The 21,744-nt window shown below is 54.9% G+C and carries 26 protein-coding genes; 20 read left to right on the top strand and 6 right to left on the bottom strand.

The window, feature by feature from the left end; all coding sequences use genetic code 11:
- Positions 1 to 32: 32 nt before the first annotated feature.
- Positions 33 to 251, bottom strand: a complete 219-nt coding sequence (locus tag HFD95_RS17385) for a YheU family protein (RefSeq protein ID WP_010253066.1) — start codon at positions 249 to 251, stop codon at positions 33 to 35.
- A 4-nt stretch (positions 252 to 255) separates the two neighbouring features.
- The gene (locus tag HFD95_RS17390) at positions 256 to 1,272 is read right to left on the bottom strand and encodes a hydrolase (protein ID WP_167430553.1); all 1,017 of its coding nucleotides are present in this window, start codon (positions 1,270 to 1,272) and stop codon (positions 256 to 258) included.
- Between the two features lie 57 nt (positions 1,273 to 1,329).
- On the opposite strand from HFD95_RS17390, the gene HFD95_RS17395 reads away from it, so the two are divergent.
- Positions 1,330 to 1,932, top strand: a complete 603-nt coding sequence (locus tag HFD95_RS17395; RefSeq protein WP_010253059.1) for a LysE family translocator — start codon at positions 1,330 to 1,332, stop codon at positions 1,930 to 1,932.
- A gap of 1 nt (position 1,933) precedes the next feature.
- On the opposite strand, the gene HFD95_RS17400 is transcribed toward HFD95_RS17395, so the two are convergent.
- Positions 1,934 to 2,914 carry a LacI family DNA-binding transcriptional regulator gene (locus tag HFD95_RS17400; RefSeq protein ID WP_010253055.1) on the bottom strand — a complete coding sequence of 327 codons (981 nt, stop codon included), beginning with the start codon at positions 2,912 to 2,914 and terminating at the stop codon, positions 1,934 to 1,936.
- Positions 2,915 to 3,150: 236 nt separating this feature from the next.
- Here HFD95_RS17400 and tauA point away from each other — a divergent pair, with 236 nt between their 5' ends.
- Genes tauA through tauD form a run of 4 tightly spaced genes read left to right on the top strand, consistent with a single transcriptional unit; the run spans position 3,151 to position 6,565 of the window.
- Positions 3,151 to 4,128 carry a taurine ABC transporter substrate-binding protein gene (gene tauA / locus HFD95_RS17405; protein WP_010253052.1) on the top strand — a complete coding sequence of 326 codons (978 nt, stop codon included), beginning with the start codon at positions 3,151 to 3,153 and terminating at the stop codon, positions 4,126 to 4,128.
- Between the two features lie 9 nt (positions 4,129 to 4,137).
- Positions 4,138 to 4,905 (top strand): taurine ABC transporter ATP-binding subunit, encoded by a 768-nt coding sequence (tauB, locus tag HFD95_RS17410; protein ID WP_167430554.1) that lies wholly within the window; start codon positions 4,138 to 4,140, stop codon positions 4,903 to 4,905.
- Entirely contained in the window at positions 4,902 to 5,729 is an 828-nt protein-coding gene (tauC, locus tag HFD95_RS17415) for a taurine ABC transporter permease TauC (protein WP_010253046.1), read from the top strand. The genes tauB and tauC overlap by 4 nt, the downstream gene beginning before the upstream one ends.
- Positions 5,726 to 6,565, top strand: a complete 840-nt coding sequence (gene tauD / locus HFD95_RS17420) for a taurine dioxygenase (RefSeq protein ID WP_033785674.1) — start codon at positions 5,726 to 5,728, stop codon at positions 6,563 to 6,565. Before tauC ends, tauD begins: the two co-directional genes overlap by 4 nt.
- Before the next feature lie 32 nt (positions 6,566 to 6,597).
- On the opposite strand, the gene HFD95_RS17425 is transcribed toward tauD, so the two are convergent.
- The gene (locus HFD95_RS17425; protein WP_010671582.1) at positions 6,598 to 8,502 is read right to left on the bottom strand and encodes an ABC transporter ATP-binding protein; all 1,905 of its coding nucleotides are present in this window, start codon (positions 8,500 to 8,502) and stop codon (positions 6,598 to 6,600) included.
- 112 nt (positions 8,503 to 8,614) lie between these two features.
- On the opposite strand from HFD95_RS17425, the gene kefG reads away from it, so the two are divergent.
- From kefG to slyD, 4 genes are all read left to right on the top strand, one after another.
- Positions 8,615 to 9,166, top strand: coding sequence for a glutathione-regulated potassium-efflux system ancillary protein KefG (gene kefG / locus HFD95_RS17430; protein WP_010253037.1), 552 nt, complete (start codon positions 8,615 to 8,617; stop codon positions 9,164 to 9,166).
- Complete coding sequence (gene kefB, locus HFD95_RS17435; RefSeq protein ID WP_010253035.1) at positions 9,167 to 10,972, top strand: glutathione-regulated potassium-efflux system protein KefB; 1,806 nt, start codon at positions 9,167 to 9,169, stop codon at positions 10,970 to 10,972.
- A 23-nt stretch (positions 10,973 to 10,995) separates the two neighbouring features.
- Entirely contained in the window at positions 10,996 to 11,190 is a 195-nt protein-coding gene (locus HFD95_RS17440) for a YheV family putative zinc ribbon protein (RefSeq protein ID WP_010253033.1), read from the top strand.
- Positions 11,191 to 11,387: 197 nt separating this feature from the next.
- On the top strand, positions 11,388 to 11,948 hold the full coding sequence (gene slyD, locus HFD95_RS17445; protein ID WP_010253032.1) for a peptidylprolyl isomerase: 561 nt from the start codon (positions 11,388 to 11,390) through the stop codon (positions 11,946 to 11,948).
- Positions 11,949 to 12,043: 95 nt separating this feature from the next.
- Here the strand turns inward: slyD and HFD95_RS17450 are convergent, their stop codons facing one another.
- Positions 12,044 to 12,262 (bottom strand): SlyX family protein, encoded by a 219-nt coding sequence (locus tag HFD95_RS17450; RefSeq protein WP_010253031.1) that lies wholly within the window; start codon positions 12,260 to 12,262, stop codon positions 12,044 to 12,046.
- Positions 12,263 to 12,531: 269 nt separating this feature from the next.
- Here HFD95_RS17450 and fkpA point away from each other — a divergent pair, with 269 nt between their 5' ends.
- The 11 genes from fkpA (at position 12,532) to bfr (ending at position 20,772) form a co-directional block, all read left to right on the top strand.
- Positions 12,532 to 13,377 carry an FKBP-type peptidyl-prolyl cis-trans isomerase gene (gene fkpA / locus HFD95_RS17455; RefSeq protein ID WP_010253030.1) on the top strand — a complete coding sequence of 282 codons (846 nt, stop codon included), beginning with the start codon at positions 12,532 to 12,534 and terminating at the stop codon, positions 13,375 to 13,377.
- Between the two features lie 166 nt (positions 13,378 to 13,543).
- Positions 13,544 to 14,266 (top strand): transcriptional regulator, encoded by a 723-nt coding sequence (locus HFD95_RS17460; RefSeq protein ID WP_010253029.1) that lies wholly within the window; start codon positions 13,544 to 13,546, stop codon positions 14,264 to 14,266.
- Positions 14,266 to 14,652: a sulfurtransferase complex subunit TusD gene (gene tusD / locus HFD95_RS17465; RefSeq protein WP_010253028.1), complete on the top strand. Its 387-nt coding sequence runs from the start codon at positions 14,266 to 14,268 to the stop codon at positions 14,650 to 14,652. Before HFD95_RS17460 ends, tusD begins: the two co-directional genes overlap by 1 nt.
- Positions 14,652 to 15,011 (top strand): sulfurtransferase complex subunit TusC, encoded by a 360-nt coding sequence (tusC, locus tag HFD95_RS17470; RefSeq protein ID WP_167430555.1) that lies wholly within the window; start codon positions 14,652 to 14,654, stop codon positions 15,009 to 15,011. The genes tusD and tusC overlap by 1 nt, the downstream gene beginning before the upstream one ends.
- 9 nt (positions 15,012 to 15,020) lie before the next feature.
- The gene (gene tusB, locus HFD95_RS17475) at positions 15,021 to 15,308 is read left to right on the top strand and encodes a sulfurtransferase complex subunit TusB (protein ID WP_010253026.1); all 288 of its coding nucleotides are present in this window, start codon (positions 15,021 to 15,023) and stop codon (positions 15,306 to 15,308) included.
- Between the two features lie 124 nt (positions 15,309 to 15,432).
- A complete protein-coding gene (rpsL, locus tag HFD95_RS17480) occupies positions 15,433 to 15,807 on the top strand; it encodes a 30S ribosomal protein S12 (protein WP_003852912.1) in 375 nt (124 codons plus the stop codon).
- Positions 15,808 to 15,903: 96 nt separating this feature from the next.
- On the top strand, positions 15,904 to 16,374 hold the full coding sequence (rpsG, locus tag HFD95_RS17485) for a 30S ribosomal protein S7 (RefSeq protein WP_003852909.1): 471 nt from the start codon (positions 15,904 to 15,906) through the stop codon (positions 16,372 to 16,374).
- 90 nt (positions 16,375 to 16,464) lie between these two features.
- Positions 16,465 to 18,579: an elongation factor G gene (gene fusA, locus HFD95_RS17490; RefSeq protein WP_010253020.1), complete on the top strand. Its 2,115-nt coding sequence runs from the start codon at positions 16,465 to 16,467 to the stop codon at positions 18,577 to 18,579.
- A gap of 68 nt (positions 18,580 to 18,647) precedes the next feature.
- Positions 18,648 to 19,832: an elongation factor Tu gene (tuf, locus tag HFD95_RS17495; RefSeq protein WP_010253018.1), complete on the top strand. Its 1,185-nt coding sequence runs from the start codon at positions 18,648 to 18,650 to the stop codon at positions 19,830 to 19,832.
- 171 nt (positions 19,833 to 20,003) lie between these two features.
- Positions 20,004 to 20,198, top strand: coding sequence for a bacterioferritin-associated ferredoxin (bfd, locus tag HFD95_RS17500; RefSeq protein ID WP_010671585.1), 195 nt, complete (start codon positions 20,004 to 20,006; stop codon positions 20,196 to 20,198).
- A 100-nt stretch (positions 20,199 to 20,298) separates the two neighbouring features.
- Complete coding sequence (gene bfr / locus HFD95_RS17505; protein WP_010253012.1) at positions 20,299 to 20,772, top strand: bacterioferritin; 474 nt, start codon at positions 20,299 to 20,301, stop codon at positions 20,770 to 20,772.
- Here the strand turns inward: bfr and HFD95_RS17510 are convergent.
- Positions 20,759 to 21,532: an A24 family peptidase gene (locus HFD95_RS17510; protein ID WP_167430556.1), complete on the bottom strand. Its 774-nt coding sequence runs from the start codon at positions 21,530 to 21,532 to the stop codon at positions 20,759 to 20,761. The genes bfr and HFD95_RS17510 overlap by 14 nt on opposite strands.
- Positions 21,533 to 21,744: the final 212 nt, after the last annotated feature.

Here is a 21,744-nt window from a genome sequence, read left to right on the forward strand (position 1 = left end):
GGCATTGTTAACACGAAATGCCGTTGGGTGCATCAGCCACGAAATTCTTTGCGCGGCATGATATTGACCGATTCGTGCAGTTCCGACCACACCAGTACCACTTCACCCGTTTCCAGCTGACGTCGCACATCGGCCACCTTGTCGATCAGGCTGCGTTCCTGCTCGCCATAGTCCGTGCCTTCGCGCAGCACAAAGGTTTCAATCAGATTTTCAAGGGTCTCAGGTGAGACCTGTTGCCAGGGAATAATCACGAGATCAGTTATCCAGAAAAGGGGCGATCCACTGGGGGATACGCTGTTCCAGCCACATTTCAGGCTGGCGTAATGTCCCACCAACAAAACCTACATGGCCGCCGTGTGGTGTCAGTTGATAAGTAATAGTGGCAGATAATTGGCTGCTGTGCGGGATCACCTCATCACTCATAAAAGGATCATCTTTGGCGTGAATGATCAGCAGCGGTTTCTCTGCGTGCTTCAGCCAGGGCATGGCGCTGGCACGATGATAGTAATCGGCCGCATCCAGAAAACCGTGGGCGCGGGCGGTAATGGCATCATCAAAGTCGCGCAGTCGCCGTAGCGCTTTCAGCTGCGCCAGATTGACCGGCAGCGTATCCGGCCAGGCGTGCAGTTTACGGCGGGCATTTTTCTTGAGCTGCGCCAGCAAATAGTATTGATAGACGCGTGAGAAGCCGCGTTCCAGTTTTACGCTACAGGGCTCCAGCAGCAGCGGAGCGGAGACAATGACACCCGCGTCTACCTCAGCGGCTGCGCCCTGCTGGCCCAGCAGGCAGCCCAGCATGTTACCGCCCAGCGAGAAACCCACCGCCGCGGTGGGTACGCGGCCCCAGCGGGTGCGCAGCCAGTGCAGAAAAAAGCGGGCATCTTCGGTTTCGCCGGAGTGATAGATGCGGTTGAGCCGATTCGGTTCGCCGCTGCAGCCGCGAAAATGCATCACCACCGCCAGCCAGCCGCGCGCATGGCAGATCGCCATCAGTCCATGAATATAGGGGCTGTGAAAACTGCCCTCCAGCCCATGAAACAGCACCACGCGCGGTTTATGCTGCGCGAACTGCGGATCTTCACTCCAGGCGAGATCGACGAAGTCGCCGTCCGGCAGGTCGAGACGCTGCCAGTGGGGAGCGCCCGTGATACGACGACGTAGCAGGCGCGGCAGCAGGGTCTGCAGGTGCGCATTACGCAGACTCTCAGGAGGCGTGAAGTGCTCGTTTTCCGGTCCGGTAAATTTCATGTGGTAAAAGCTTGTCTGTTCCATATCACACTGTTAGCTTCGATAAGTTTTTTCTTGCAGGGTAAGGAGTACCCGATTGCCATGGAACTGAGTCTTTTCTTATCAATGTTGGGATTTCTTTGGGTCGCGGCCATTACGCCCGGGCCTAATAATATGTTACTCACCGCCTCGGGCGCTAATTTTGGCTTTATGCGCACCATTCCGCTGATGATTGGCATCATGATCGGAATGCAGGTGATGCTGCTGATGGTGGCCTTTGGCGTCGGCGGGCTGATCCTGCTCTATCCTTCGCTGCACCTGGTGCTGAAAATCGCCGGTAGCCTCTATCTGCTCTGGCTGGCATGGAAGATAGCGACGTCCAGTTATGAGAAGCTGGAAACCGATCAGGCGCCGGATGCGCCGATGCCCTTCTGGCAGGGCGGATTGTTGCAGTTGATCAATCCCAAGGCCTGGCTGATGGCGCTGGGCGCGGTCGCCAGTTTCAGCCTGGCCGGTGACGCATATCGCCATTCAGTGATGGCGATAAGCATCGGCATGTTTCTGGTTAATCTGGTATCGGGTGTTATCTGGATGGGATTTGGTGCGATGATCGGCCGCATTCTGCGCAGCCGTCGCGCCTGGAAAATCTTTAACCTCGCCATGGGGCTGCTGACCGCCGCCTGTGTGCTGTTAATCTGGCACTAAATTAGCTGGATGCGCGTTCAACGCGCGTCCAGGGCAGCACCTCGCGGATGACTGGCGCATTAGGATTGCGGATCTTCTGCAGCAGCAATTGCACGCTACGCGCGCCCAGCTGGTTCATCGGCTGCTCGATGGTCGTCAGCGGCGGATTCAGGCTGCGGGTAAACGACACGCCATCAAACCCGACCACCGCCAGATCTTCCGGCACGCGCAGACCCGCTTCCAGCGCCGCATGCACCACGCCTACCGCCAGCACATCTGAAACCGCAAACACCGCATCCGGCGGTTCCGGCAGCGCCATCAACTCCCTTAGCCCCTGACTGCCCGCCTCACAGGAGATTTCGTAAGTGTAGGAGACGCCGGACCACGCATACCCCAGCTCCTCAATCGCCTGCCGGTAGCCCTTTTCACGATGATGTGAGTAAAGGTAACGCATGTCGCCATTGATCAGCCCGATGCGTTTACGCCCTTTACCGGCAAGGTAATGGACGGTGTCGCGCGCGGCTTCAAGGTGATCAATGCTGACCGAGGAGGCGGGAATATCCGGATCAAATTCGCAGCACTGCACCCAGGGCGCCCCGGCAATGAGCGCCTGCAAATCCTGTAAACCGGAGGCCGCATCCATAGTAATCACGCCATCCACCACTTTTCCGGTCAGCAGGGAGAGATAAGCGGCTTCACGCTGGAGCTGCGAAGCGGAGTTACAGAGCAGGATGTGATAGCCGTGCAGTTCCGCTTCGGCCTCGATGCCCTGAACCACGCGTGAACAGAAGGGATTGGTGATATCCGAGATCAGCACCAGCAGCATGTTGCTTTGCGACGTACGCAGCTGACGCGCCAGTAAGTTGGGCTGATAGTCGCAGGCAGAGATTGCCGCCAGAACTTTCTCACGCGTATCGGGCTTCACGCCGGGATGCGCGTTGAGAACCCGCGATACCGTGGCTTTGGAGACGCCAGCCAGCTGAGCGACTTTCTCGATCGACATCGGATTCTGAAACCTTAACAGGCAATAATTGGGAACGCATATGAATAGCACAGGGACAATGTGAGCGCCTGACATTTTTGCTTACTTTAGCTATTTTCAGCATTTGCGATTTTTAACTTTGTTTTGCAGATAGTGATCTAAGAACTTATTTCTATTAGGGATAATTTTTAATTCCTTTATGAAACTATAGCGCGCAGAGACACTGCCTCCACTATAAAAACGGTGGGGTAGTGATCATGGCAGCAACACGTTTAACTTTTTTAGCCGCAGCGCTGGCGCTGCTGGCGTTTCGGGCTGATGCGGTCAATGTCACCGTGGCTTACCAGACCTCGGCTGAGCCGGCGAAAGTGGCGCAGGCTGACAACAGCTTTGCGAAAGAGAGCGGGGCCAGCGTTGACTGGCGCAAGTTTGACAGCGGCGCCGGGGTATTACGTGCGATGGCGTCCGGTGACGTCCAGATTGGCAATATCGGTTCCAGCCCGTTAGCGGTCGCAGCGGCGCAGAAGCTGCCGATTGAAGCCTTTTTACTCGCCTCTCAGCTGGGCAACTCTGAAGCGCTGGTGGTGAAGAAGAACATCACTACGCCCAAAGATTTAATTGGCAAACGCATCGCGGTGCCGTTCATCTCTACCACCCACTACAGCCTGCTGGCTGCGCTGAAACACTGGGGCATCAAACCGTCACAGGTACAGCTGGTCAATCTGCAGCCGCCAGCGATTATTGCTGCCTGGCAGCGTGGCGACATTGATGGCGCTTACGTCTGGGCACCGGCGGTTAATGAGCTGGAAAAAGAGGGCAAGGTGTTAACCGACTCTGCGGAAGTGGGAAGCTGGGGATCGCCGACGCTGGATGTCTGGGTGGTACGCAAAGATTTTGCTCAGCAGCATCCGGAGATCGTGACTGCTTTTGCCCGCAGCGCGCTTGACGCGCAGCAGGCCTACCTGAACAGCCCCGACAGCTGGCTGAAGCAGTCCGATAACCTCAGCAAACTCTCTCGCCTCAGCGGTGTGCCGGAAGCACAGGTGCCCGGTCTGGTGAAGGGCAATACCTACCTCACGGCGCAGCAGCAGGTTGAGCAACTGGGCAAACCGGTCAATAAAGCGATCGTCGATACCGCGCAGTTTCTGAAAGCACAGGGCCGGGTGCCGCAGGCGGATAACGACTACAGCAGCTATGTGACCTCCCGTTTCGTCGAGCCATTAGTTAAACCTTAAGGAGGCACTATGCTGCGCATCGCTCACCTTAATGCCCGTTATGCCGGACAGCCGGTGTTGCAGGATATCAATCTGCAGCTGGATAGCCATGAACTGCTGGTGGTGCTCGGCCCCTCCGGCTGCGGCAAAACCACACTGCTCAATCTGGTTGCCGGTTTCCTGCCGGTGGAGTCGGGCAGCATCACGCTGGATAACCAGCCGGTGACCGGGCCTGGTGCGGAGCGCGGCGTGGTGTTTCAGCATGAAGGATTACTGCCGTGGCGCAATGTGCTGGATAACGTCGCCTTTGGCCTGCAGCTGGCGGGGATGTCACGCCCGGATCGCGACGCGATTGCCCGCCGGTTAATCAGGCAGGTGGGGCTGGAGGGCGCGGAAAAGCGCGCCATCTGGCAGTTGTCCGGCGGTCAGCGTCAGCGGGTGGGCATTGCGTGCGCGCTGGCTACCGATCCACAACTGCTGTTGCTGGATGAGCCTTTCGGCGCACTGGATGCCTTTACCCGAGAGCAGATGCAAACCCTGCTGCTGACGCTGTGGCGCGACAGCGGTAAACAGATTCTGTTGATTACGCACGACATAGAAGAGGCGATTTTCCTGGCCAGCGAACTGATTCTGCTGTCGCCAGGACCGGGCCGCATCGTAGAGCGGCTGCGTCCTGGCTTTGGTCAGCGCTTTGCCGCGGGAGAGTCGTGCCGCAGCATCAAATCCGATCCGCAGTTTATCGCCCAGCGCGAGTATGTGCTGAGCCGGGTCTTTGATCAGCGGGAGGCGTTTGCATGAGTGCACTCATCAATGACAAGTCTCTGCCGGTGCGCCGTCGTTTGCGCTGGCCGTTTTCAACCGCCTTCACGCTGAGCATGCTGAGTCTCTCTCTGCTGTTGCTGCTCTGGTGGGGCGTGACCGCGCTGGGCCTGATTGCCCCGCTGTTCCTGCCGTCGCCGCAGCAGGTGTTAAGCAAGCTGCTGCTGATTGCCAGCGCGCAGGGCTTTATGGATGCCACGCTGTGGCAGCATCTGGCCGCCAGCCTGACACGAATGCTGATTGCGCTGACTGCCGCTGCCGCCATCGGTATTCCTGTAGGGATCCTGATGGGCCTCAGCCCGGTCGCTCGCGGGTTGCTCGATCCTCTGATTGAACTCTATCGCCCGATTCCGCCACTCGCCTATCTGCCATTGATGGTGATCTGGTTCGGCATTGGTGAGACCTCGAAAATCCTGCTGATCTATCTGGCGATTTTCGCGCCGGTGACGCTTTCCACCCTGGCCGGTGTGCGTAACACGCAGCAGGTCCGACTGCGTGCGGCGCGCTCGCTGGGGGCTAACCGCTGGCAACTGCTGCGCTGGGTGATTCTGCCAGGCGCGTTGCCGGAGATCCTCACCGGTCTGCGCATCGGTCTGGGGGTTGGCTGGTCAACGCTGGTGGCCGCTGAGCTGATTGCCGCCACGCGGGGTCTGGGTTTTATGGTGCAGTCAGCAGGAGAATTCCTCGCCACCGATGTGGTGCTGGCGGGTATCGCGGTAATCGCCTTTATTGCTTTTAGCTTAGAACTCGGGCTCCGCGCGTTGCAGCGCCGTCTGACGCCCTGGAGTGGAGAACAATCATGAACGAACGTCTCAGTTTTACCCCGCTTGGCCCGTACATTGGCGCGCAGGTCTCAAACCTGGATGTGTCTCGCCCATTGAGTGATGCTCAGTTTGAGCAGCTTTATCATGGCCTGCTTCGTCATCAGGTGCTGTTTCTGCGTGACCAGAAAATAACGCCGGAACAGCACCGCGCGCTGGCAATCCGCTTTGGCGATCTGCACATCCATCCGGTCTATCCGCATGCGGAAGGCGTCGAGGAGATTATCGTGCTGGATACCCATCAGGATAATCCGCCAGATAATGACAACTGGCATACCGATGTCACCTTTATTGATACGCCGCCAGCGATCGCCTTGCTGGCCTCGAAGGTGTTACCGGAGTCGGGGGGTGACACGCTCTGGACCAGCGGCATTGCGGCTTACGAAGCGCTCTCTGAACCCTTTAAGCAGCTGCTGGCAGGTCTCCATGCCGAGCATGATTTCAAAAAGTCATTCCAGGAGTATAAGTACCGCAAAACCGAGGACGAGCATCAGCGCTGGCAGCAGGCGGTAGCAAAACATCCGCCGGTGCAGCATCCGGTCATCCGCACCCATCCGGTCAGCGGCAAAAAAGCGCTGTTTGTGAATGAGGGCTTTACCACGCGGATCGTCGATTTAAGCGAGAAAGAGAGTGATGCGGTGCTGGGCTTTCTGTTTGCGCACGCCACCAAACCGGAGTTTCAGGTGCGCTGGCGCTGGCAGCCAGACGATCTGGCTATCTGGGATAATCGGGTCACGCAGCATTATGCCAATGCTGATTACTATCCTGCCCGGCGCATTATGCAGCGGGCAACGGTGCTGGGCGATAAACCCCGTTAAAAGAGAATCTCCCCGCTCGCGGGGAGATTTTTTTATGAGGCCATAATCTGTTCGAGCTGTTCCTGCGCTTCCAGCCACGCCATCTCCACCTCTTCCAGCGCAGATTTGCTCTCCGCCTGACGCTGCAGCGCGGTGGTCAGGTCCGCTTTACGGCTCTGTTCATAGATAGCGCTGTCTGAGAGCTGAGCTTCGGCTTCGGCCAGCTGGCTCTGCCATTTGCTCATCTGCTTTTCCAGCTTCTCTATCTCTTTGCGCAGCGGCTGCGTCTGGGTGCGCAGTTCAGCATCACGACGCTTCTGGTCTTTACGCGCCTGGGCACTGTTGCCGTTATCCTGCTTCGGCGCGGCATCCTGTTGCGCCTGCTGCTTCTGCAGATCGCTCAGCCACTTCTGATAATCTTCGAGATCGCCTTCAAACACATCCACTTTGCCATCATGCACCAGATAGAGATCGTCGGTGGTCGCGCGCAGCAGATGTCGGTCGTGCGATACCACGACCAGCGCACCTTCGAAGTCGATCAACGCTTCGGTCAGCGCCTGGCGCATATCGAGATCGAGGTGGTTGGTGGGTTCATCCAGCAGCAGCAGGTTAGGGCGCTGCCAGACAATCAGCGCCAGCACCAGTCGCGCTTTCTCTCCGCCGGAGAAGCGCTCAGTGATTTCAGTGACTTTATCGCCGCGGAAATCGAAGCCGCCCAGATAGTCGCGCAGCTGCTGTTCCAGCACCTCAGGCGCAATACGCGACAGATGCTGCAGCGGTGACTCATCGGCTCGCAGATACTCCAGCTGATGCTGGGCGAAGTAACCGAGCTTGATCCCTTTCGCCAGACCCATCTTGCCGTCCATCGCCTCCAGCTCACCCGCCAGCAGCTTAATCAGGGTCGATTTACCGGCACCGTTACGTCCCAGCAGGCCGATGCGCGAGCCGGGGACCAGGTTGAGCTTGATGGCGTCGAGAATAATACGATCGCCATAACCCGCGGTGACCTTCTCCATCTTCATCAGTGGATTAGGCAGGTTCTCCGGCTTGCGGAAAGTGAAGCTGAATGGGTTATCGACATGGGCGGGCGCAATCATCTCCATGCGCTCCAGCATCTTGATGCGGCTCTGCGCCTGCTTCGCCTTGGTGGCCTGGGCACGGAAGCGATCAATGTAGCTGTGCAGGTGCGCCACTTTCTCCTGCTGGCTCTCATACAGCGACTGCTGCTGAGCCAGTTTGGCGACGCGCTGCCGCTCAAAGGAGCTGTAGTTGCCGGTATATTCGAACATCGACTCCTGTTCGATATGAATAATTTTGTCGATGACGGGATCGAGGAAATCACGATCGTGCGAAATCAGAATCAGCGTGCCTTCATAACTCTTCAGCCAGCGCTCCAGCCAGATCACCGCATCGAGATCGAGGTGGTTGGTCGGTTCATCCAGCAGCAGCAGATCGGAACGGCAAATCAGCGCCTGTGCCAGGTTGAGGCGCATGCGCCAGCCACCCGAGAAGTCGCTGACCGGGCGTTGCAGCTGTTCCTGACTGAAGCCCAGACCATGCAGCAGGCTTGAGGCGCGCGCATGGATGCTCCACGCCTGCACCGCGTCCAGCTTGCCATGCAGCAGCGCGATGGCATTGCCATCGTCACGCAGATTGGCGTCCGCCAGTTCTGCCTCAAGCTGGCGAAACTGGCGATCGCCATCAATCACGTACTCCAGCGCGGCTTTATCCAGCGCAGGGGTTTCCTGATTCACCCAGGCCAGCGCCCAGTGAGTGGGGAAAGTGACGGTACCGGCATCGCTGGTGATTTCACCTTTTAACAGCGACAGCAGCGTGGATTTTCCACAGCCGTTTTTACCCACCAGCCCGACCTTCTGGCCGGGATTAATGGTGGCGGTGGCATTGTCGAGCAGGACGCGGATGCCGCGGCGAATTTGTAAGGCTGAGAAGACAATCATGTAAGCGCCGTATCGTCAGAATATGTTAATTTACTGGCAACATAATGAGATTTTGCTGCGTCGTGCATGGTAGCGGAAAACCGCACCAATGACGACGCTTTGGAGGGAAAGGATGTCGCAGCCACCCAGGGTTTTGCTGCTTTATGCTCATCCGGAATCACAGGATTCGATCGCCAATCGGATTCTGCTGCAGCCGGCTCAGGCACTGGAACACGTTACCGTGCACGATCTGTACGCAACCTATCCGGATTTTTTTATCGATATTCACCATGAACAACAGCTGCTGCGTGAACATGATGTCATCATTTTTCAGCATCCGCTCTATACCTATAGCTGTCCGGCGCTGCTGAAAGAGTGGCTGGACAGGGTTCTGTCGCGCGGTTTCGCCAATGGCGTGGATGGCAATGCGCTGGAAGGAAAGTACTGGCGCAGTGTCGTCACCACCGGAGAACCGGAAAGTGCCTTCAGACATCAGGGTCTGAACCGCTATTCGCTCAATGACATTATGCGTCCTTTTGAGCTGACCGCGCAGATGTGCCGTATGCACTGGATGCCGCCGATGATCGTCTACTGGGCGCGTCGTCAGAGTCCTGAATTAATGAAAAATTACGCCCGCGCCTATGGCGACTGGCTGGCGGCACCGCTGCCGAATGGAGGAGTATAGATGGAAGGGCAAACGCTGCTGACCGCCGGGGTGATTTATCTGGTCGCGGCGGTATTGATTGTACCGGTGGCGGCGCGCCTCGGTATTGGTGCAGTTCTGGGCTATCTGGTGGCGGGTATCGCTATCGGCCCGTGGGGATTAGGCTTTATCAGCGACGTCGACGAGATTCTGCACTTCTCTGAGCTCGGCGTGGTGTTCCTGATGTTTATTATCGGGCTGGAGCTGAACCCGGCAAAGCTGTGGGCGCTGCGCCGCTCCATTTTTGGCGTCGGCGCGGCGCAGGTGATCTTCTCAGCGGCGATTCTGGGCGGCTTATTGTGGCTGACCAACTTTAGCTGGCAGGCGGCGATCATTGGCGGCATTGGTCTGGCGATGTCCTCGACCGCCATGGCCCTGCAGCTGATGATGGATAAAGGCATGAACCGCAGCGAAGCGGGGCAACTGGGCTTTTCGGTGTTGCTGTTTCAGGATATCGCGGTGATCCCAGCCCTGGCGCTGATCCCGCTGCTGGCCGGAACCGACAGCGGTCATATCGACTGGATGAAGGTCGGCATGAAAGTACTGGCGTTTGCCGGCATGCTGGTAGGCGGACGCTATCTGCTGCGGCCTATCTTCCGTTACATCGCTGCGTCGGGCGTGCGCGAAGTCTTTACCGCCGCTTCGCTGCTGCTGGTGCTGGGCTCGGCGCTGTTTATGGATGCGCTGGGTCTGTCGATGGCGCTGGGGACCTTTATTGCCGGGATCCTGCTGGCAGAGAGCGAGTACCGGCATGAGCTGGAAGTCGCCATCGACCCGTTTAAAGGTTTACTGCTGGGCCTGTTCTTTATTTCGGTTGGCATGGCGCTCAACCTCGGTGTGCTCTATACCCATATTGTGACCATCCTGCTGGGTGTCGTGACGCTGGTGGCGGTGAAAACGCTGGTGCTCTATCTGCTGGCGCGCATTTATGGCTTGCGCAGCTCTGAGCGGCAGCAGTTTGCTGGCGTGCTGAGTCAGGGGGGCGAGTTCGCCTTTGTGCTCTTTTCAGCGGCCTCCTCGGCAAAGCTGTTCTCTGGCGATCAACTGCCAATGCTGCTGGTGACGGTGACCCTGTCGATGATGACTACGCCGCTGCTGATGAAGGGAATCGATCGTCTGCTGGCACGCCGCTTCAATGAGCCGGATGACGAGGCAGAGAAACACTTTGTCGAAGACGATCAGCCGCAGGTGATTGTGGTGGGCTTTGGTCGGTTCGGGCAGGTGGTGGGGCGTTTGCTGATGGCGAATAACAAACGCATCACCGTGCTTGAGCGCGACATCAGTGCAGTCAGTCTGATGCGGAAATATGGCTATAAGGTCTATTACGGCGACGCCACCGAACTGGAGTTGCTGCGGGCAGCCGGTGCGGCCAGCGCTCAGGCGATTGTGATCACCTGTAACGAGCCCGAAGATGTGATGACGATTGTACATCTGTGCCAGCAGCATTTTCCGCAGTTGCAGATTCAGGCGCGCGCCCGGGGCCGTGTAGAAGCGCATGAACTGCTTCAGGCGGGCGTCACGCAGTTCTCGCGTGAGACCTTCTCCAGTGCGCTGGAGCTGGGACGTAAAACGCTGATGACGCTGGGGATGCATCCGCATCAGGCGCACCGCGCCCAGCAGTATTTCCGCCATCTTGATATGCGGATGCTGCGCGAGCTGATGCCCAATCTCTCTGAAAGCGCGCAGGCTTCGCGCGTCCGTGAAGCGCGGCGTGAACTGGAAGATATCTTCCAGCGCGAAATGCAGCGCGAAAAGCGGCAGATCGACGGCTGGGACGATGATGAATAACCTCTTTAAACAGGCAGAAGCTAATGCGTAAACGTTTTATTGCTGGTGCGACATGCCCGCACTGCCAGGAGAAGGACACGCTGGCAATGTGGCGTGAAAATAATGTCGATGTGGTGGAGTGCGTGAAGTGTGGTCACCAGATGCGTGAGGCCGATAAGCAGGCGCGCGATCAGGTTCGCACTAATGAGCAGGTTATCGGTATTTTTCATCCTGAGTAGCGGAATGGCGCAGCTTTTTTTACGCCTGGACTTACAGCGGGATTGAATTCCGTTACAATTGTCGCCATTAACGCTGTAGTCGCAAGAGAAAGTGAAAACCCTCTTGTACTCAGCCCCGAACCTTTCTGGTTGGTGTTATTGCACGAAAGAATAGACCAATGAGACGGGATCTCAGCTCTCAACGGTTAGGAGATATCATGAAAGTAGCAAAAGACCTGGTGGTAAGCCTGGCCTATCAGGTACGTACAGAAGACGGCGTGTTAGTTGACGAGTCACCGGTGAGTGCACCGTTAGACTACCTGCACGGTCATGGTTCCCTGATTTCTGGTCTGGAAAATGCGCTGGAAAACCACATTGCCGGCGACAAGTTTGACGTGCATATCCCGGCAAACGATGCCTACGGTCAATATGACGATAACCTGGTGCAGCGCGTTCCTAAAGACGTCTTCATGGGCGTTGACGAACTGCAGGTTGGCATGCGCTTCCTGGCAGAAACCGATCAGGGCCCGGTACCGGTAGAAATCACCGAAGTGGAAGATGATCACGTCGTGGTTGATGGTAACCACATGCTGGCGGGTCAGAACCTGAACTTCAACGTTGAAGTGGTTGCTATCCGCGAAGCCACGCCGGAAGAACTGGCTCATGGCCACGTTCACGGTGCAGATGGCCATCATCATGACCACGATCACGGCCATGATCACGACCATGATCAGGGTAAAGGCGGTTGTGGCACTGGCGGCTGCGGCTGCAGCCACTAAGTCTCAACAGACCTTTCAAGGCCACCCTCGGGTGGCCTTTCTTTTGGCACGTATTCTGGTTCTGCCCGGGTAAGCCGGGGCCAGATAGCCCGCGATCAGTAATGCGGTGGTGGCGTCTCTTCAGATTGTGAGGCGACGATCGATGGCGCATTCGCTTTGAGCTTGTCGGTTAAAATGCGCATCTGCTCACGCATCTTATTCATCTCCAGCTCGTGCTGAACGACCGCGCTGTTCAGCTGATCGATAGTCATCTCCTGAAAGGCCAGTTTGCTCTCCAGCGTCTCCAGACGCTGTTCCCACTCAGATTGTTGCATGACCTGTTCCTCTGTTAAGGTGCGACTCGGGGCGTGATTCTACGATCTGAATGCCAGGAATCACCTGTTTTTTTCACGCCCGGAGGCGTTGCGCTTGAAAAAAGGCATCGCGGCATCATCTCTGATGAAACTTCCCGATGTTATAAAGGTCGGAGGTTAACCGGGTAATTACATTGTGGGAGTGTTCGACACTGCCACGTAAAGTTATAGTGTGGACCCTGAAGTCCGCAATGTTTCCCGAGGTTAGACGCTTCGGTTTTGGAGAATGGATGAAATCACTGTTTAAAGTCACATTGTTAGCTACCACCATGGCTGTTGCGCTGAATGCTCCGCTGGCAATGGCGGCAGATACCGCTGCGGCGCCACAGGCTGCACCAGCCGCCGCGCCACAGTCTGCGCCTCAGGCACCGAAAAATGCTGCCTTCAAAGATGAAGACCAGCAGTCTGCCTACGCGCTGGGTGCTTCGCTGGGTCGCTACATGGACAACTCCCTGAAGGAGCAGGAAAAACTGGGCATCAAACTGGATAAGCAGCAGCTGATCGCTGGTGTTCAGGATGCATTTGGTGGCAAGAGCAAACTCTCTGATGAAGAGATTGAGCAGACGCTGCAATCCTTTGAAGGCCGCGTGAAAGGCGCAGCCTCAGCGAAAATGGAAAAAGATGCGAAAGAGAACTCTGAAAAGGGCGAAGCTTACGCAACCAAATTTGCTAAAGAGAGCGGCGTGAAGAAAACCGAAAGCGGCCTGCTGTATAAAGTTGAGAAAGAGGGTACCGGCGACGCACCTAAAGACAGCGATACTGTAGTGGTAAACTACAAAGGTACGCTGATTGACGGTACTGAATTCGACAACTCTTATACCCGTGGCGAGCCACTTTCATTCCGTCTGGATGGTGTCATCCCGGGCTGGACTGAAGGTCTGAAGCACGTGAAGAAAGGCGGCAAGATCAAGCTGGTGATCCCACCAAATCTGGCTTACGGCAAAAATGGCGTTCCGGGCATCCCGGCTAACTCCACCCTGGTGTTTGATGTCGAGCTGCTTGATATCAAACCAGCGCCAAAGGCAGATGAAAAAGCACAGGCTCCAGCGCCTGCTGCTGCAGAAAAAGCGCAGTAATCTGCTGACCGCCGCCTCCGGGCGGCGGTTTCATTTCGGCTTCACGACAAACCTCTGGCATAAGCCGACGACATTTGCCAGACTAATGCCTGCCTAATTATCCCAATATTGAGTCTGCCCATAAGCCGCTGTGACAGGCTCCAGCCATTCAGGGTGATACTCTTCAATGTCTAATCCATTCAATCCGGGTGAACTGAGCGACTTCGATCTTCTGGAGCAGCGCCCGTTCGAACAAAGTGATTACGATATTCTGAAATCGTACGAGGCTGTCGTGGATGGCCTGGCGATGTTGATCGGTTCGCATTGTGAAATTGTCCTGCATTCGCTTGAAGATCTTAAGTGTTCGGCAGTGCGTATCGCTAATGGTGAACACACTGGACGTAAAGTCGGTTCGCCTATTACCGATTTAGCCCTGCGTATGCTGCATGATATGCATGGTGCGGACAGTAATGTCTCCCGTGCCTACTTCACACGTGCCAAAAGCGGCGTGCTGATGAAATCGGTCACGATTGCGATTCGTAACCGTCAGCAGCGGGTCATTGGCTTGCTCTGCATCAACATGAACCTTGATGTGCCGTTCTCACAGATCATGTCGACCTTTATGCCGCCCGAGATGCAGCAGGTTGACTCCAACGTCAACTTCGCCAGTTCGGTAGACGATCTGGTGATGCAGACGCTGGAGTTCACCATTGAAGAGGTGAGTGCTGACCGTAATGTATCGAACAACGCCAAGAATCGTCAGATTGTGCTGAACCTGTATGAGAAGGGGATCTTCGACATCAAGGATGCCATCAACCAGGTGGCCGATCGGCTGAATATTTCCAAACACACCGTCTATCTCTACATCCGTCAGTTTAAAAATGGCGACTTCCAGGGGCAGGAGCGGTAATGCGTTACACCCTGCTGGTCACCGGCCCGGCTTACGGTACGCAACAGGCGACCAGTGCCTGGCTGTTTGCCCGCGCACTGCTGACGGCAGGCCATCAGCTTGACAGCGTTTTCTTCTATCGCGAAGGGGTGCTGAACGCTAACCAACTGACGTCGCCCGCCAGTGATGAGTTTGATCTGGTGCGCGCATGGCAGACATTGCATCAGGAGCAGGGTGTGGCACTGAATATTTGTGTGGCGGCCGCGCTGCGTCGTGGCGTCAGCGACCAGCAGGAAGCGGCACGACTCCAGCTGGCGGGCAGTAACCTGCAGCCGGGCTTTACCCTGAGCGGGCTGGGCGCGCTGGCGGAAGCGGCGCTGAGCTGTGAACGCATGGTGCAGTTCTGATGAATCGGGTCGCGTTTGTCTTTGCCCGGGCGCCGCACGGCAGCAGCGCAGGACGTGAGGGGCTGGATGCCGCGCTGGCCACGGGCGCGCTCAGTGAGGATATCGGCCTGTTTTTTATCGGTGATGGCGTGCTGCAGCTTAATCTGCACCAGCAACCTGAGACGATTAAGAGCCGTCACTATGCCGCGACCTTTGGCGTGCTGGCACTATATGAGATTGAACACTGCTATCTCTGCCGGACATCGCTGATAGCGCGTGGATTAGAGGTTGACGCTGACCGGTTGCTGGATGTTACGCTACTGGACGCGCCGGCACTGCGACAGACGCTGGCCAGCTACGATCGCATTCTTACTTTTTAAGAGACGTTAATGCTGCATACGTTACTGCACTCACCGGCACACTGTGACCTTGAGAGCCTGCTTTTAATGGCGGGTGCGGGTGATGACCTGCTGCTGTTGCAGGATGGCGTGCTGGCCGCTTTAGCTGGCAGCCACGCATTGATGCGACTGTCAGAGAGCGAAGCGACGCTCTGGGTGCTGGACGAAGATGTCCAGGCTCGCGGTCTCGCTGGACAAATTTCGACCCGTGTGCAGTCAGTAGACTATACTGGGTTTGTCACGCTAACGATCAGGCATCAGCAACAAATGGTCTGGTAATCGGCTAAAACCTGGTTATTTCTTGACACCCCTTTGACTCAGCCCTAAAATTCTGCCTCCTCGTAATTCTACGAGGCGATTTATTACGTGTTTACGAAGCAAAAGCAAATCCAGGAGCTATTTAATGGCAACAGTTAACCAGCTGGTTCGCAAACCACGCGTCCGCAAAGTTGCAAAGAGCAACGTGCCGGCGCTGGAAGCTTGCCCGCAAAAACGTGGCGTTTGTACTCGTGTGTACACCACCACTCCTAAGAAACCAAACTCCGCACTGCGTAAAGTCTGCCGTGTGCGTTTGACCAACGGTTTTGAAGTTACCTCCTACATTGGTGGTGAAGGTCATAACCTGCAGGAACACTCCGTGATCCTGATCCGTGGCGGTCGTGTAAAAGACCTGCCAGGTGTGCGTTACCACACCGTTCGTGGCGCGCTTGACTGCTCAGGTGTTAAAGACCGTAAGCAGGCTCGCTCCAAGTACGGCGTGAAGAAGCCAAAGGCTTAATGGTTCTCCGTTAAGTAAGGCCAAACGTTTTAAATTAAATGTCAAAATAAACTCATAGAGTTTTGGACAATCCTGAATTAACAACGGAGTATTTCCATGCCACGTCGTCGCGTCATTGGTCAGCGTAAAATTCTGCCAGATCCTAAGTTCGGATCAGAGCTGCTGGCCAAATTTGTAAATATCCTGATGGTAGATGGTAAAAAATCTACTGCAGAATCAATCGTTTATACCGCGCTTGAGACCCTGGCTCAGCGTTCAGGTAAAAACGCGCTGGAATCTTTTGAAGTAGCTCTGGAAAACGTGCGTCCGACTGTCGAAGTTAAGTCACGTCGCGTTGGTGGTTCTACTTATCAGGTACCAGTAGAAGTCCGTCCGGTTCGTCGTAATGCTCTGGCAATGCGCTGGATCGTAGATGCTGCTCGTAAACGCGGTGATAAATCAATGGCTCTTCGCCTGGCGAACGAACTTTCTGATGCTGCAGAGAACAAAGGTACAGCAGTTAAGAAACGTGAAGACGTTCACCGCATGGCAGAAGCCAACAAGGCGTTCGCACACTACCGTTGGTAATCACCACGTAGTTGTTAAACCAGCGGGCGCTCAATCAGCCAACCCGCTGGGGTCGACTTACCTTGAACGTCCGAGAATCAGAGGAATCAAATGGCTCGTAAAACACCCATTGCCCGCTACCGTAATATCGGTATCAGTGCGCACATCGACGCCGGTAAGACTACCACTACCGAACGCGTTCTGTTCTACACCGGTGTAAACCACAAAATCGGTGAAGTACATGACGGCGCAGCAACCATGGACTGGATGGAGCAGGAACAGGAACGTGGTATTACCATCACCTCCGCTGCGACCACCTGTTACTGGTCTGGTATGGCCAAGCAGTTTGAACCACACCACGTAAACATTATCGACACCCCAGGACACGTTGACTTCACCATCGAAGTTGAACGTTCTATGCGTGTGCTTGATGGCGCGGTAATGGTTTACTGTGCAGTTGGTGGCGTTCAGCCACAGTCTGAGACCGTATGGCGTCAGGCTAACAAATATAAAGTTCCACGCATTGCGTTCGTTAACAAAATGGACCGCATGGGTGCTAACTTCCTGAAAGTTGTTAAACAGATGGAAGTTCGTCTGGGCGCAACTCCAGTTCCTCTGCAGCTGGCTATCGGCGCAGAAGAGAAATTCACCGGTGTTGTTGACCTGGTGAAAATGAAAGCAATCAACTGGAACGACGCAGACCAGGGTGTAACCTTCGTCTACGAAGATATTCCAGCTGATATGCAGGAACTGGCTGAAGAATGGCATGCGAAGCTGGTTGAAGCCGCTGCTGAAGGCTCTGATGAGCTGATGGAGAAATTCTTCGGTGGTGAAGAACTGACTGAAGAAGAGATCAAAACATCTCTGCGTAAGCGTGTTCTGAACAACGAAATTATCCTGGTAACCTGTGGTTCTGCATTTAAGAACAAAGGTGTTCAGGCGATGCTGGATGCAGTTGTTGAATATCTGCCAGCACCGACTGACGTTACCGCGATCAACGGTATGCTGGACGACGGTAAAGACACGCCGGCTGTTCGTCACTCTGATGACAACGAGCCGTTTGCTGCACTGGCGTTCAAAATCGCTACCGACCCGTTCGTGGGTAACTTAACCTTCTTCCGCGTTTACTCTGGTGTTGTTAACACGGGTGACACCGTGTTCAACCCGGTTAAGTCAAACCGTGAGCGTCTGGGCCGTATCGTTCAGATGCACGCTAACAAGCGTGAAGAGATTAAAGAAGTTCGTGCGGGTGATATCGCAGCTGCGATCGGCCTGAAAGATGTGACCACTGGTGACACCCTGTGTGACCCAGATAACGTCATCATCCTTGAGCGCATGGAGTTCCCGGAGCCGGTAATCTCTATCGCCGTTGAGCCAAAAACCAAAGCTGACCAGGAAAAAATGGGTCTGGCTCTGGGCCGTCTGGCAAAAGAAGACCCATCATTCCGCGTATGGACTGATGAAGAATCTAACCAGACCATCATCGCCGGTATGGGTGAATTGCACCTCGACATCATCGTTGACCGTATGAAGCGTGAGTTCAACGTTGAAGCAAACGTGGGTAAACCACAGGTTGCTTACCGTGAAGCGATTCGCAACAAAGTTACCGATGTTGAAGGTAAACACGCCAAGCAGTCTGGTGGTCGTGGTCAGTATGGCCATGTTGTTATCGACATGTACCCACTGGAGCCAGGTTCGAACCCGAAAGGCTACGAATTTGTCAACGACATCAAAGGTGGTGTGATTCCTGGTGAATACATCCCTGCGGTTGACAAAGGTATCCAGGAGCAGCTGAAATCAGGCCCTCTGGCTGGTTACCCGGTTGTGGATCTGGGCGTGCGTCTGCATTTCGGTTCTTACCACGATGTCGACTCCTCAGAACTGGCGTTTAAACTGGCCGCGTCTCTTGCCTTCAAACAAGGCTTTAAACAAGCGACACCTGTTCTGCTTGAGCCTATCATGAAGGTTGAAGTTGAAACGCCAGAAGAGAACACGGGTGATGTCATCGGTGACCTTAGCCGTCGTCGTGGTATGCTCAAAGGGCAGGAATCTAACGCTACTGGCGTTCAGATTCACGCTGAAGTTCCGTTGTCTGAGATGTTCGGATACGCAACTCAGCTGCGTTCTCTGACCAAAGGTCGTGCTTCTTACTCCATGGAGTTCCTGAAGTATGACGATGCGCCAAACAACGTAGCGCAGGCCGTTATTGAAGCTCGTAGCAAATAAGCTACGGTTTAAATTTGAACTGATGCCTTCACCCAGATGGTGAAGGCACAACGTAAGGAATTATCGCCATGGCGAAAGAGCAATTTCAGCGTAACAAACTGCACGTAAACGTGGGCACCATCGGTCACGTCGACCACGGTAAAACCACCCTGACTGCAGCTATCACCACCGTACTGTCTAAAACTTACGGCGGCCAGGCTCGTGCATTCGATCAGATCGATAACGCACCAGAAGAGAAAGCACGTGGTATCACCATCAACACTTCACACGTTGAGTATGAAACCCCGACTCGCCACTATGCGCACGTTGACTGCCCAGGCCACGCCGACTATGTGAAAAACATGATCACCGGTGCTGCGCAGATGGACGGCGCGATCCTGGTTGTTGCTGCGACTGATGGCCCAATGCCACAGACCCGTGAGCACATCCTGCTGGGTCGTCAGGTTGGCGTTCCTTACATCATCGTGTTCCTGAACAAGTGTGACATGGTTGATGATGAAGAGCTGCTGGAACTGGTAGAGATGGAAGTTCGTGACCTGCTGTCAGCATATGACTTCCCAGGCGACGACACTCCAATCGTTCGTGGTTCTGCTCTGAAAGCGCTGGAAGGCAACCCAGAGTGGGAAGCGAAAATCATCGAACTGGCTGAGCATCTGGACAACTACATCCCAGAGCCACAGCGTGCGATCGACATGCCGTTCCTGCTGCCAATCGAAGACGTATTCTCAATCTCTGGCCGTGGTACCGTTGTTACCGGTCGTGTTGAGCGCGGCATCGTTAAAGTCGGCGACGAAGTTGAAATCGTTGGTATCAAAGATACTGTGAAATCAACCTGTACCGGTGTTGAGATGTTCCGTAAGCTGCTGGACCAGGGTCAGGCAGGCGAAAACTGTGGTGTTCTGCTGCGTGGTATCAAGCGTGAAGACATCCAGCGTGGCCAGGTTCTGGCTAAGCCAGGCTCAATCAAGCCGCACACCCAGTTCGAGTCAGAAGTTTACGTTCTGTCTAAAGACGAAGGTGGTCGCCATACTCCGTTCTTCAAAGGCTATCGTCCACAGTTCTACTTCCGTACAACTGACGTAACCGGCTCAGTAGAGCTGCCAGAAGGCGTTGAAATGGTAATGCCAGGCGACAACATCAAAATGGTTGTTACCCTGATCCACCCAATCGCAATGGACGAAGGTCTGCGCTTCGCAATCCGCGAAGGCGGCCGTACCGTTGGCGCGGGTGTTGTTGCTAAAGTTATCGCTTAATTGTGATATCTGCTGTGGCTGTGTAAATGGCCACTGCAACACAGTAAAAAGAGCACTTCGGTGCTCTTTTTTTTTGCTCTGAAAACGCCATAACCCTGCAAAGGGTGGGTTTGAAATAAAAACGATTCGCATTTACACTGTGTACAGAAAATGTACCCGAGTGATGAATCAATGTACGTCTGCCTGTGTAATGCCATCAGTGATAAAACCCTTCGTGAAGTCGTGCGTCGCTATCAGCCCAAATCTATTCAGCAACTGCGCCAGCTTGTGCCGGTCGGCAAGCAATGCGGCAAATGTATTCGTGCTGCGCGTGAAATTATGGATGAAGAGATGCAGCATGCACCACTCTACAAAGAGATAGCCTGACCGACGATCGGTGCGTGAATACCCACAATATCTGTCGCGTTTTTTTGACTTCTTTTTAACCGCATCTACGCTCTAATAAACCAGACGCGGAGGGTTAACAATGAAGGGCGATATCAAAGTTATCAGTCATCTCAACAAACTGCTTGGAAATGAACTGGTTGCTATCAATCAGTACTTTCTGCATGCGCGCATGTTCAAAAACTGGGGTCTGACGCGCCTCAATGATGTGGAATACCATGAATCAATCGATGAGATGAAACATGCCGATAAATATATTGAGCGTATTCTTTTCCTTGAAGGGATCCCAAATCTTCAGGATCTGGGACGGCTCCGTATCGGTGAAGATGTTGAAGAGATGCTGAGTTCAGACCTGAATCTGGAGCTGGAGGGCGCGAAAGACCTTCGTGAAGCTATCTCCTATGCTGACAAAGTGCATGACTATGTCAGCCGTGACATGATGATTGAAATCCTGGCTGATGAGGAACATCACATCGACTGGATTGAAACGGAACTTGAGTTAATCCAGAAGATGGGCATCCAGAACTATCTGCAGGCTCAAATCAAACAAGAGTGAATCGGGTCTGCAGTACTATCGCTACCCAGCCCGCAATGGCCAGGAATGGGCCAAACGGCAGCGGGCTGTCCCCCTGAATAAAACCCCGCAGTTGCAGCATCACGATCGACGTCAGCGCCATAACGGTGGCACCCAACGCAATCCAGGGTAATGCCTGCCAGCCACAGCAGGCACCTAACGCTGCGAAGAGCTTGATATCGCCATAACCTAATCCCTCGTACCCCCGCATCTGCCGATAGCTCCAGGCGAGCAGCCACAACGCACAGTAGCCCGCCACAGCACCCCATATCGCCGTTGTTTCGGTTCCGGACAGCGTGGCATGGAATAATCCAGACCAGATCAGCAGATAATTGAGCGGGTCAGGTATACAGAAGTGGCGACGATCGATGGCAGCCACGAGCAGCAAGAGGCCGGAGGCAGTAATAATAAAAATAGCTTCAGCAGAGTGGTCAAAACTCTGCAGCACCAGCAGGCACAGAAGGGCAAACAGCCATTCAATGACAACGCTTTCTGCGCCGAACGCGCGATGACAGAAGCGACACCGTCCTTTTAAGCCAGGCCAGCTTATTAACGGCAGCGCATCTCGCCACAGCAGGCGCTGCTGGCAATGATTACAGTGCGAACCCGGAAAGCAGAGTAGGGCAAACCATTGAGCGGGTGAGAGGGCGGGGGCGAAGCGCTGGCTGGTCAGCGAAAGAAAGCTTCCCAATGCACCTCCGCCTGCGAGTGCAGCAATGTGAGTTATCAGAGTGGGCGACATGATTATGCTCCGGACGAAAGGTTAGATGCACTCTCGTGGGCAACGGGTTCTGTGTCACCTATGAATGAAGAAGGGCGGAAACAGACTCACAACTGAATAACTGATTTATCAGTGATACGGCAGTGCAATGCGACGCACGCTTCACGAACCGGCCACAATTTAATGGGTAAAACCTCAACACGGGTTGCTTCCTGAACAGATTTACGTATAAT

The sequence above is a fragment of the Pantoea sp. EKM10T genome (assembly GCF_011800685.1).
GTDB classification, from domain to species: Bacteria; Pseudomonadota; Gammaproteobacteria; order Enterobacterales; family Enterobacteriaceae; genus Pantoea; species Pantoea agglomerans.

Bases quoted from the DNA above. Each gene is read 5' to 3' on its own strand.
- HFD95_RS17390 (WP_167430553.1), bottom strand. From the start codon at position 1,272: ATGGAACAGACAAGCTTTTACCACATGAAATTTACCGGACCGGAAAAC.
- HFD95_RS17395 (WP_010253059.1), top strand. From the start codon at position 1,330: ATGGAACTGAGTCTTTTCTTATCAATGTTGGGATTTCTTTGGGTCGCG.
- HFD95_RS17400 (WP_010253055.1), bottom strand. From the start codon at position 2,914: ATGTCGATCGAGAAAGTCGCTCAGCTGGCTGGCGTCTCCAAAGCCACG.
- tauA (WP_010253052.1), top strand. From the start codon at position 3,151: ATGGCAGCAACACGTTTAACTTTTTTAGCCGCAGCGCTGGCGCTGCTG.
- tauB (WP_167430554.1), top strand. From the start codon at position 4,138: ATGCTGCGCATCGCTCACCTTAATGCCCGTTATGCCGGACAGCCGGTG.
- tauC (WP_010253046.1), top strand. From the start codon at position 4,902: ATGAGTGCACTCATCAATGACAAGTCTCTGCCGGTGCGCCGTCGTTTG.
- tauD (WP_033785674.1), top strand. From the start codon at position 5,726: ATGAACGAACGTCTCAGTTTTACCCCGCTTGGCCCGTACATTGGCGCG.
- HFD95_RS17425 (WP_010671582.1), bottom strand. From the start codon at position 8,502: ATGATTGTCTTCTCAGCCTTACAAATTCGCCGCGGCATCCGCGTCCTG.
- kefG (WP_010253037.1), top strand. From the start codon at position 8,615: ATGTCGCAGCCACCCAGGGTTTTGCTGCTTTATGCTCATCCGGAATCA.
- kefB (WP_010253035.1), top strand. From the start codon at position 9,167: ATGGAAGGGCAAACGCTGCTGACCGCCGGGGTGATTTATCTGGTCGCG.
- HFD95_RS17440 (WP_010253033.1), top strand. From the start codon at position 10,996: ATGCGTAAACGTTTTATTGCTGGTGCGACATGCCCGCACTGCCAGGAG.
- slyD (WP_010253032.1), top strand. From the start codon at position 11,388: ATGAAAGTAGCAAAAGACCTGGTGGTAAGCCTGGCCTATCAGGTACGT.
- HFD95_RS17450 (WP_010253031.1), bottom strand. From the start codon at position 12,262: ATGCAACAATCTGAGTGGGAACAGCGTCTGGAGACGCTGGAGAGCAAA.
- fkpA (WP_010253030.1), top strand. From the start codon at position 12,532: ATGAAATCACTGTTTAAAGTCACATTGTTAGCTACCACCATGGCTGTT.
- HFD95_RS17460 (WP_010253029.1), top strand. From the start codon at position 13,544: ATGTCTAATCCATTCAATCCGGGTGAACTGAGCGACTTCGATCTTCTG.
- tusD (WP_010253028.1), top strand. From the start codon at position 14,266: ATGCGTTACACCCTGCTGGTCACCGGCCCGGCTTACGGTACGCAACAG.
- tusC (WP_167430555.1), top strand. From the start codon at position 14,652: ATGAATCGGGTCGCGTTTGTCTTTGCCCGGGCGCCGCACGGCAGCAGC.
- tusB (WP_010253026.1), top strand. From the start codon at position 15,021: ATGCTGCATACGTTACTGCACTCACCGGCACACTGTGACCTTGAGAGC.
- rpsL (WP_003852912.1), top strand. From the start codon at position 15,433: ATGGCAACAGTTAACCAGCTGGTTCGCAAACCACGCGTCCGCAAAGTT.
- rpsG (WP_003852909.1), top strand. From the start codon at position 15,904: ATGCCACGTCGTCGCGTCATTGGTCAGCGTAAAATTCTGCCAGATCCT.
- fusA (WP_010253020.1), top strand. From the start codon at position 16,465: ATGGCTCGTAAAACACCCATTGCCCGCTACCGTAATATCGGTATCAGT.
- tuf (WP_010253018.1), top strand. From the start codon at position 18,648: ATGGCGAAAGAGCAATTTCAGCGTAACAAACTGCACGTAAACGTGGGC.
- bfd (WP_010671585.1), top strand. From the start codon at position 20,004: ATGTACGTCTGCCTGTGTAATGCCATCAGTGATAAAACCCTTCGTGAA.
- bfr (WP_010253012.1), top strand. From the start codon at position 20,299: ATGAAGGGCGATATCAAAGTTATCAGTCATCTCAACAAACTGCTTGGA.
- HFD95_RS17510 (WP_167430556.1), bottom strand. From the start codon at position 21,532: ATGTCGCCCACTCTGATAACTCACATTGCTGCACTCGCAGGCGGAGGT.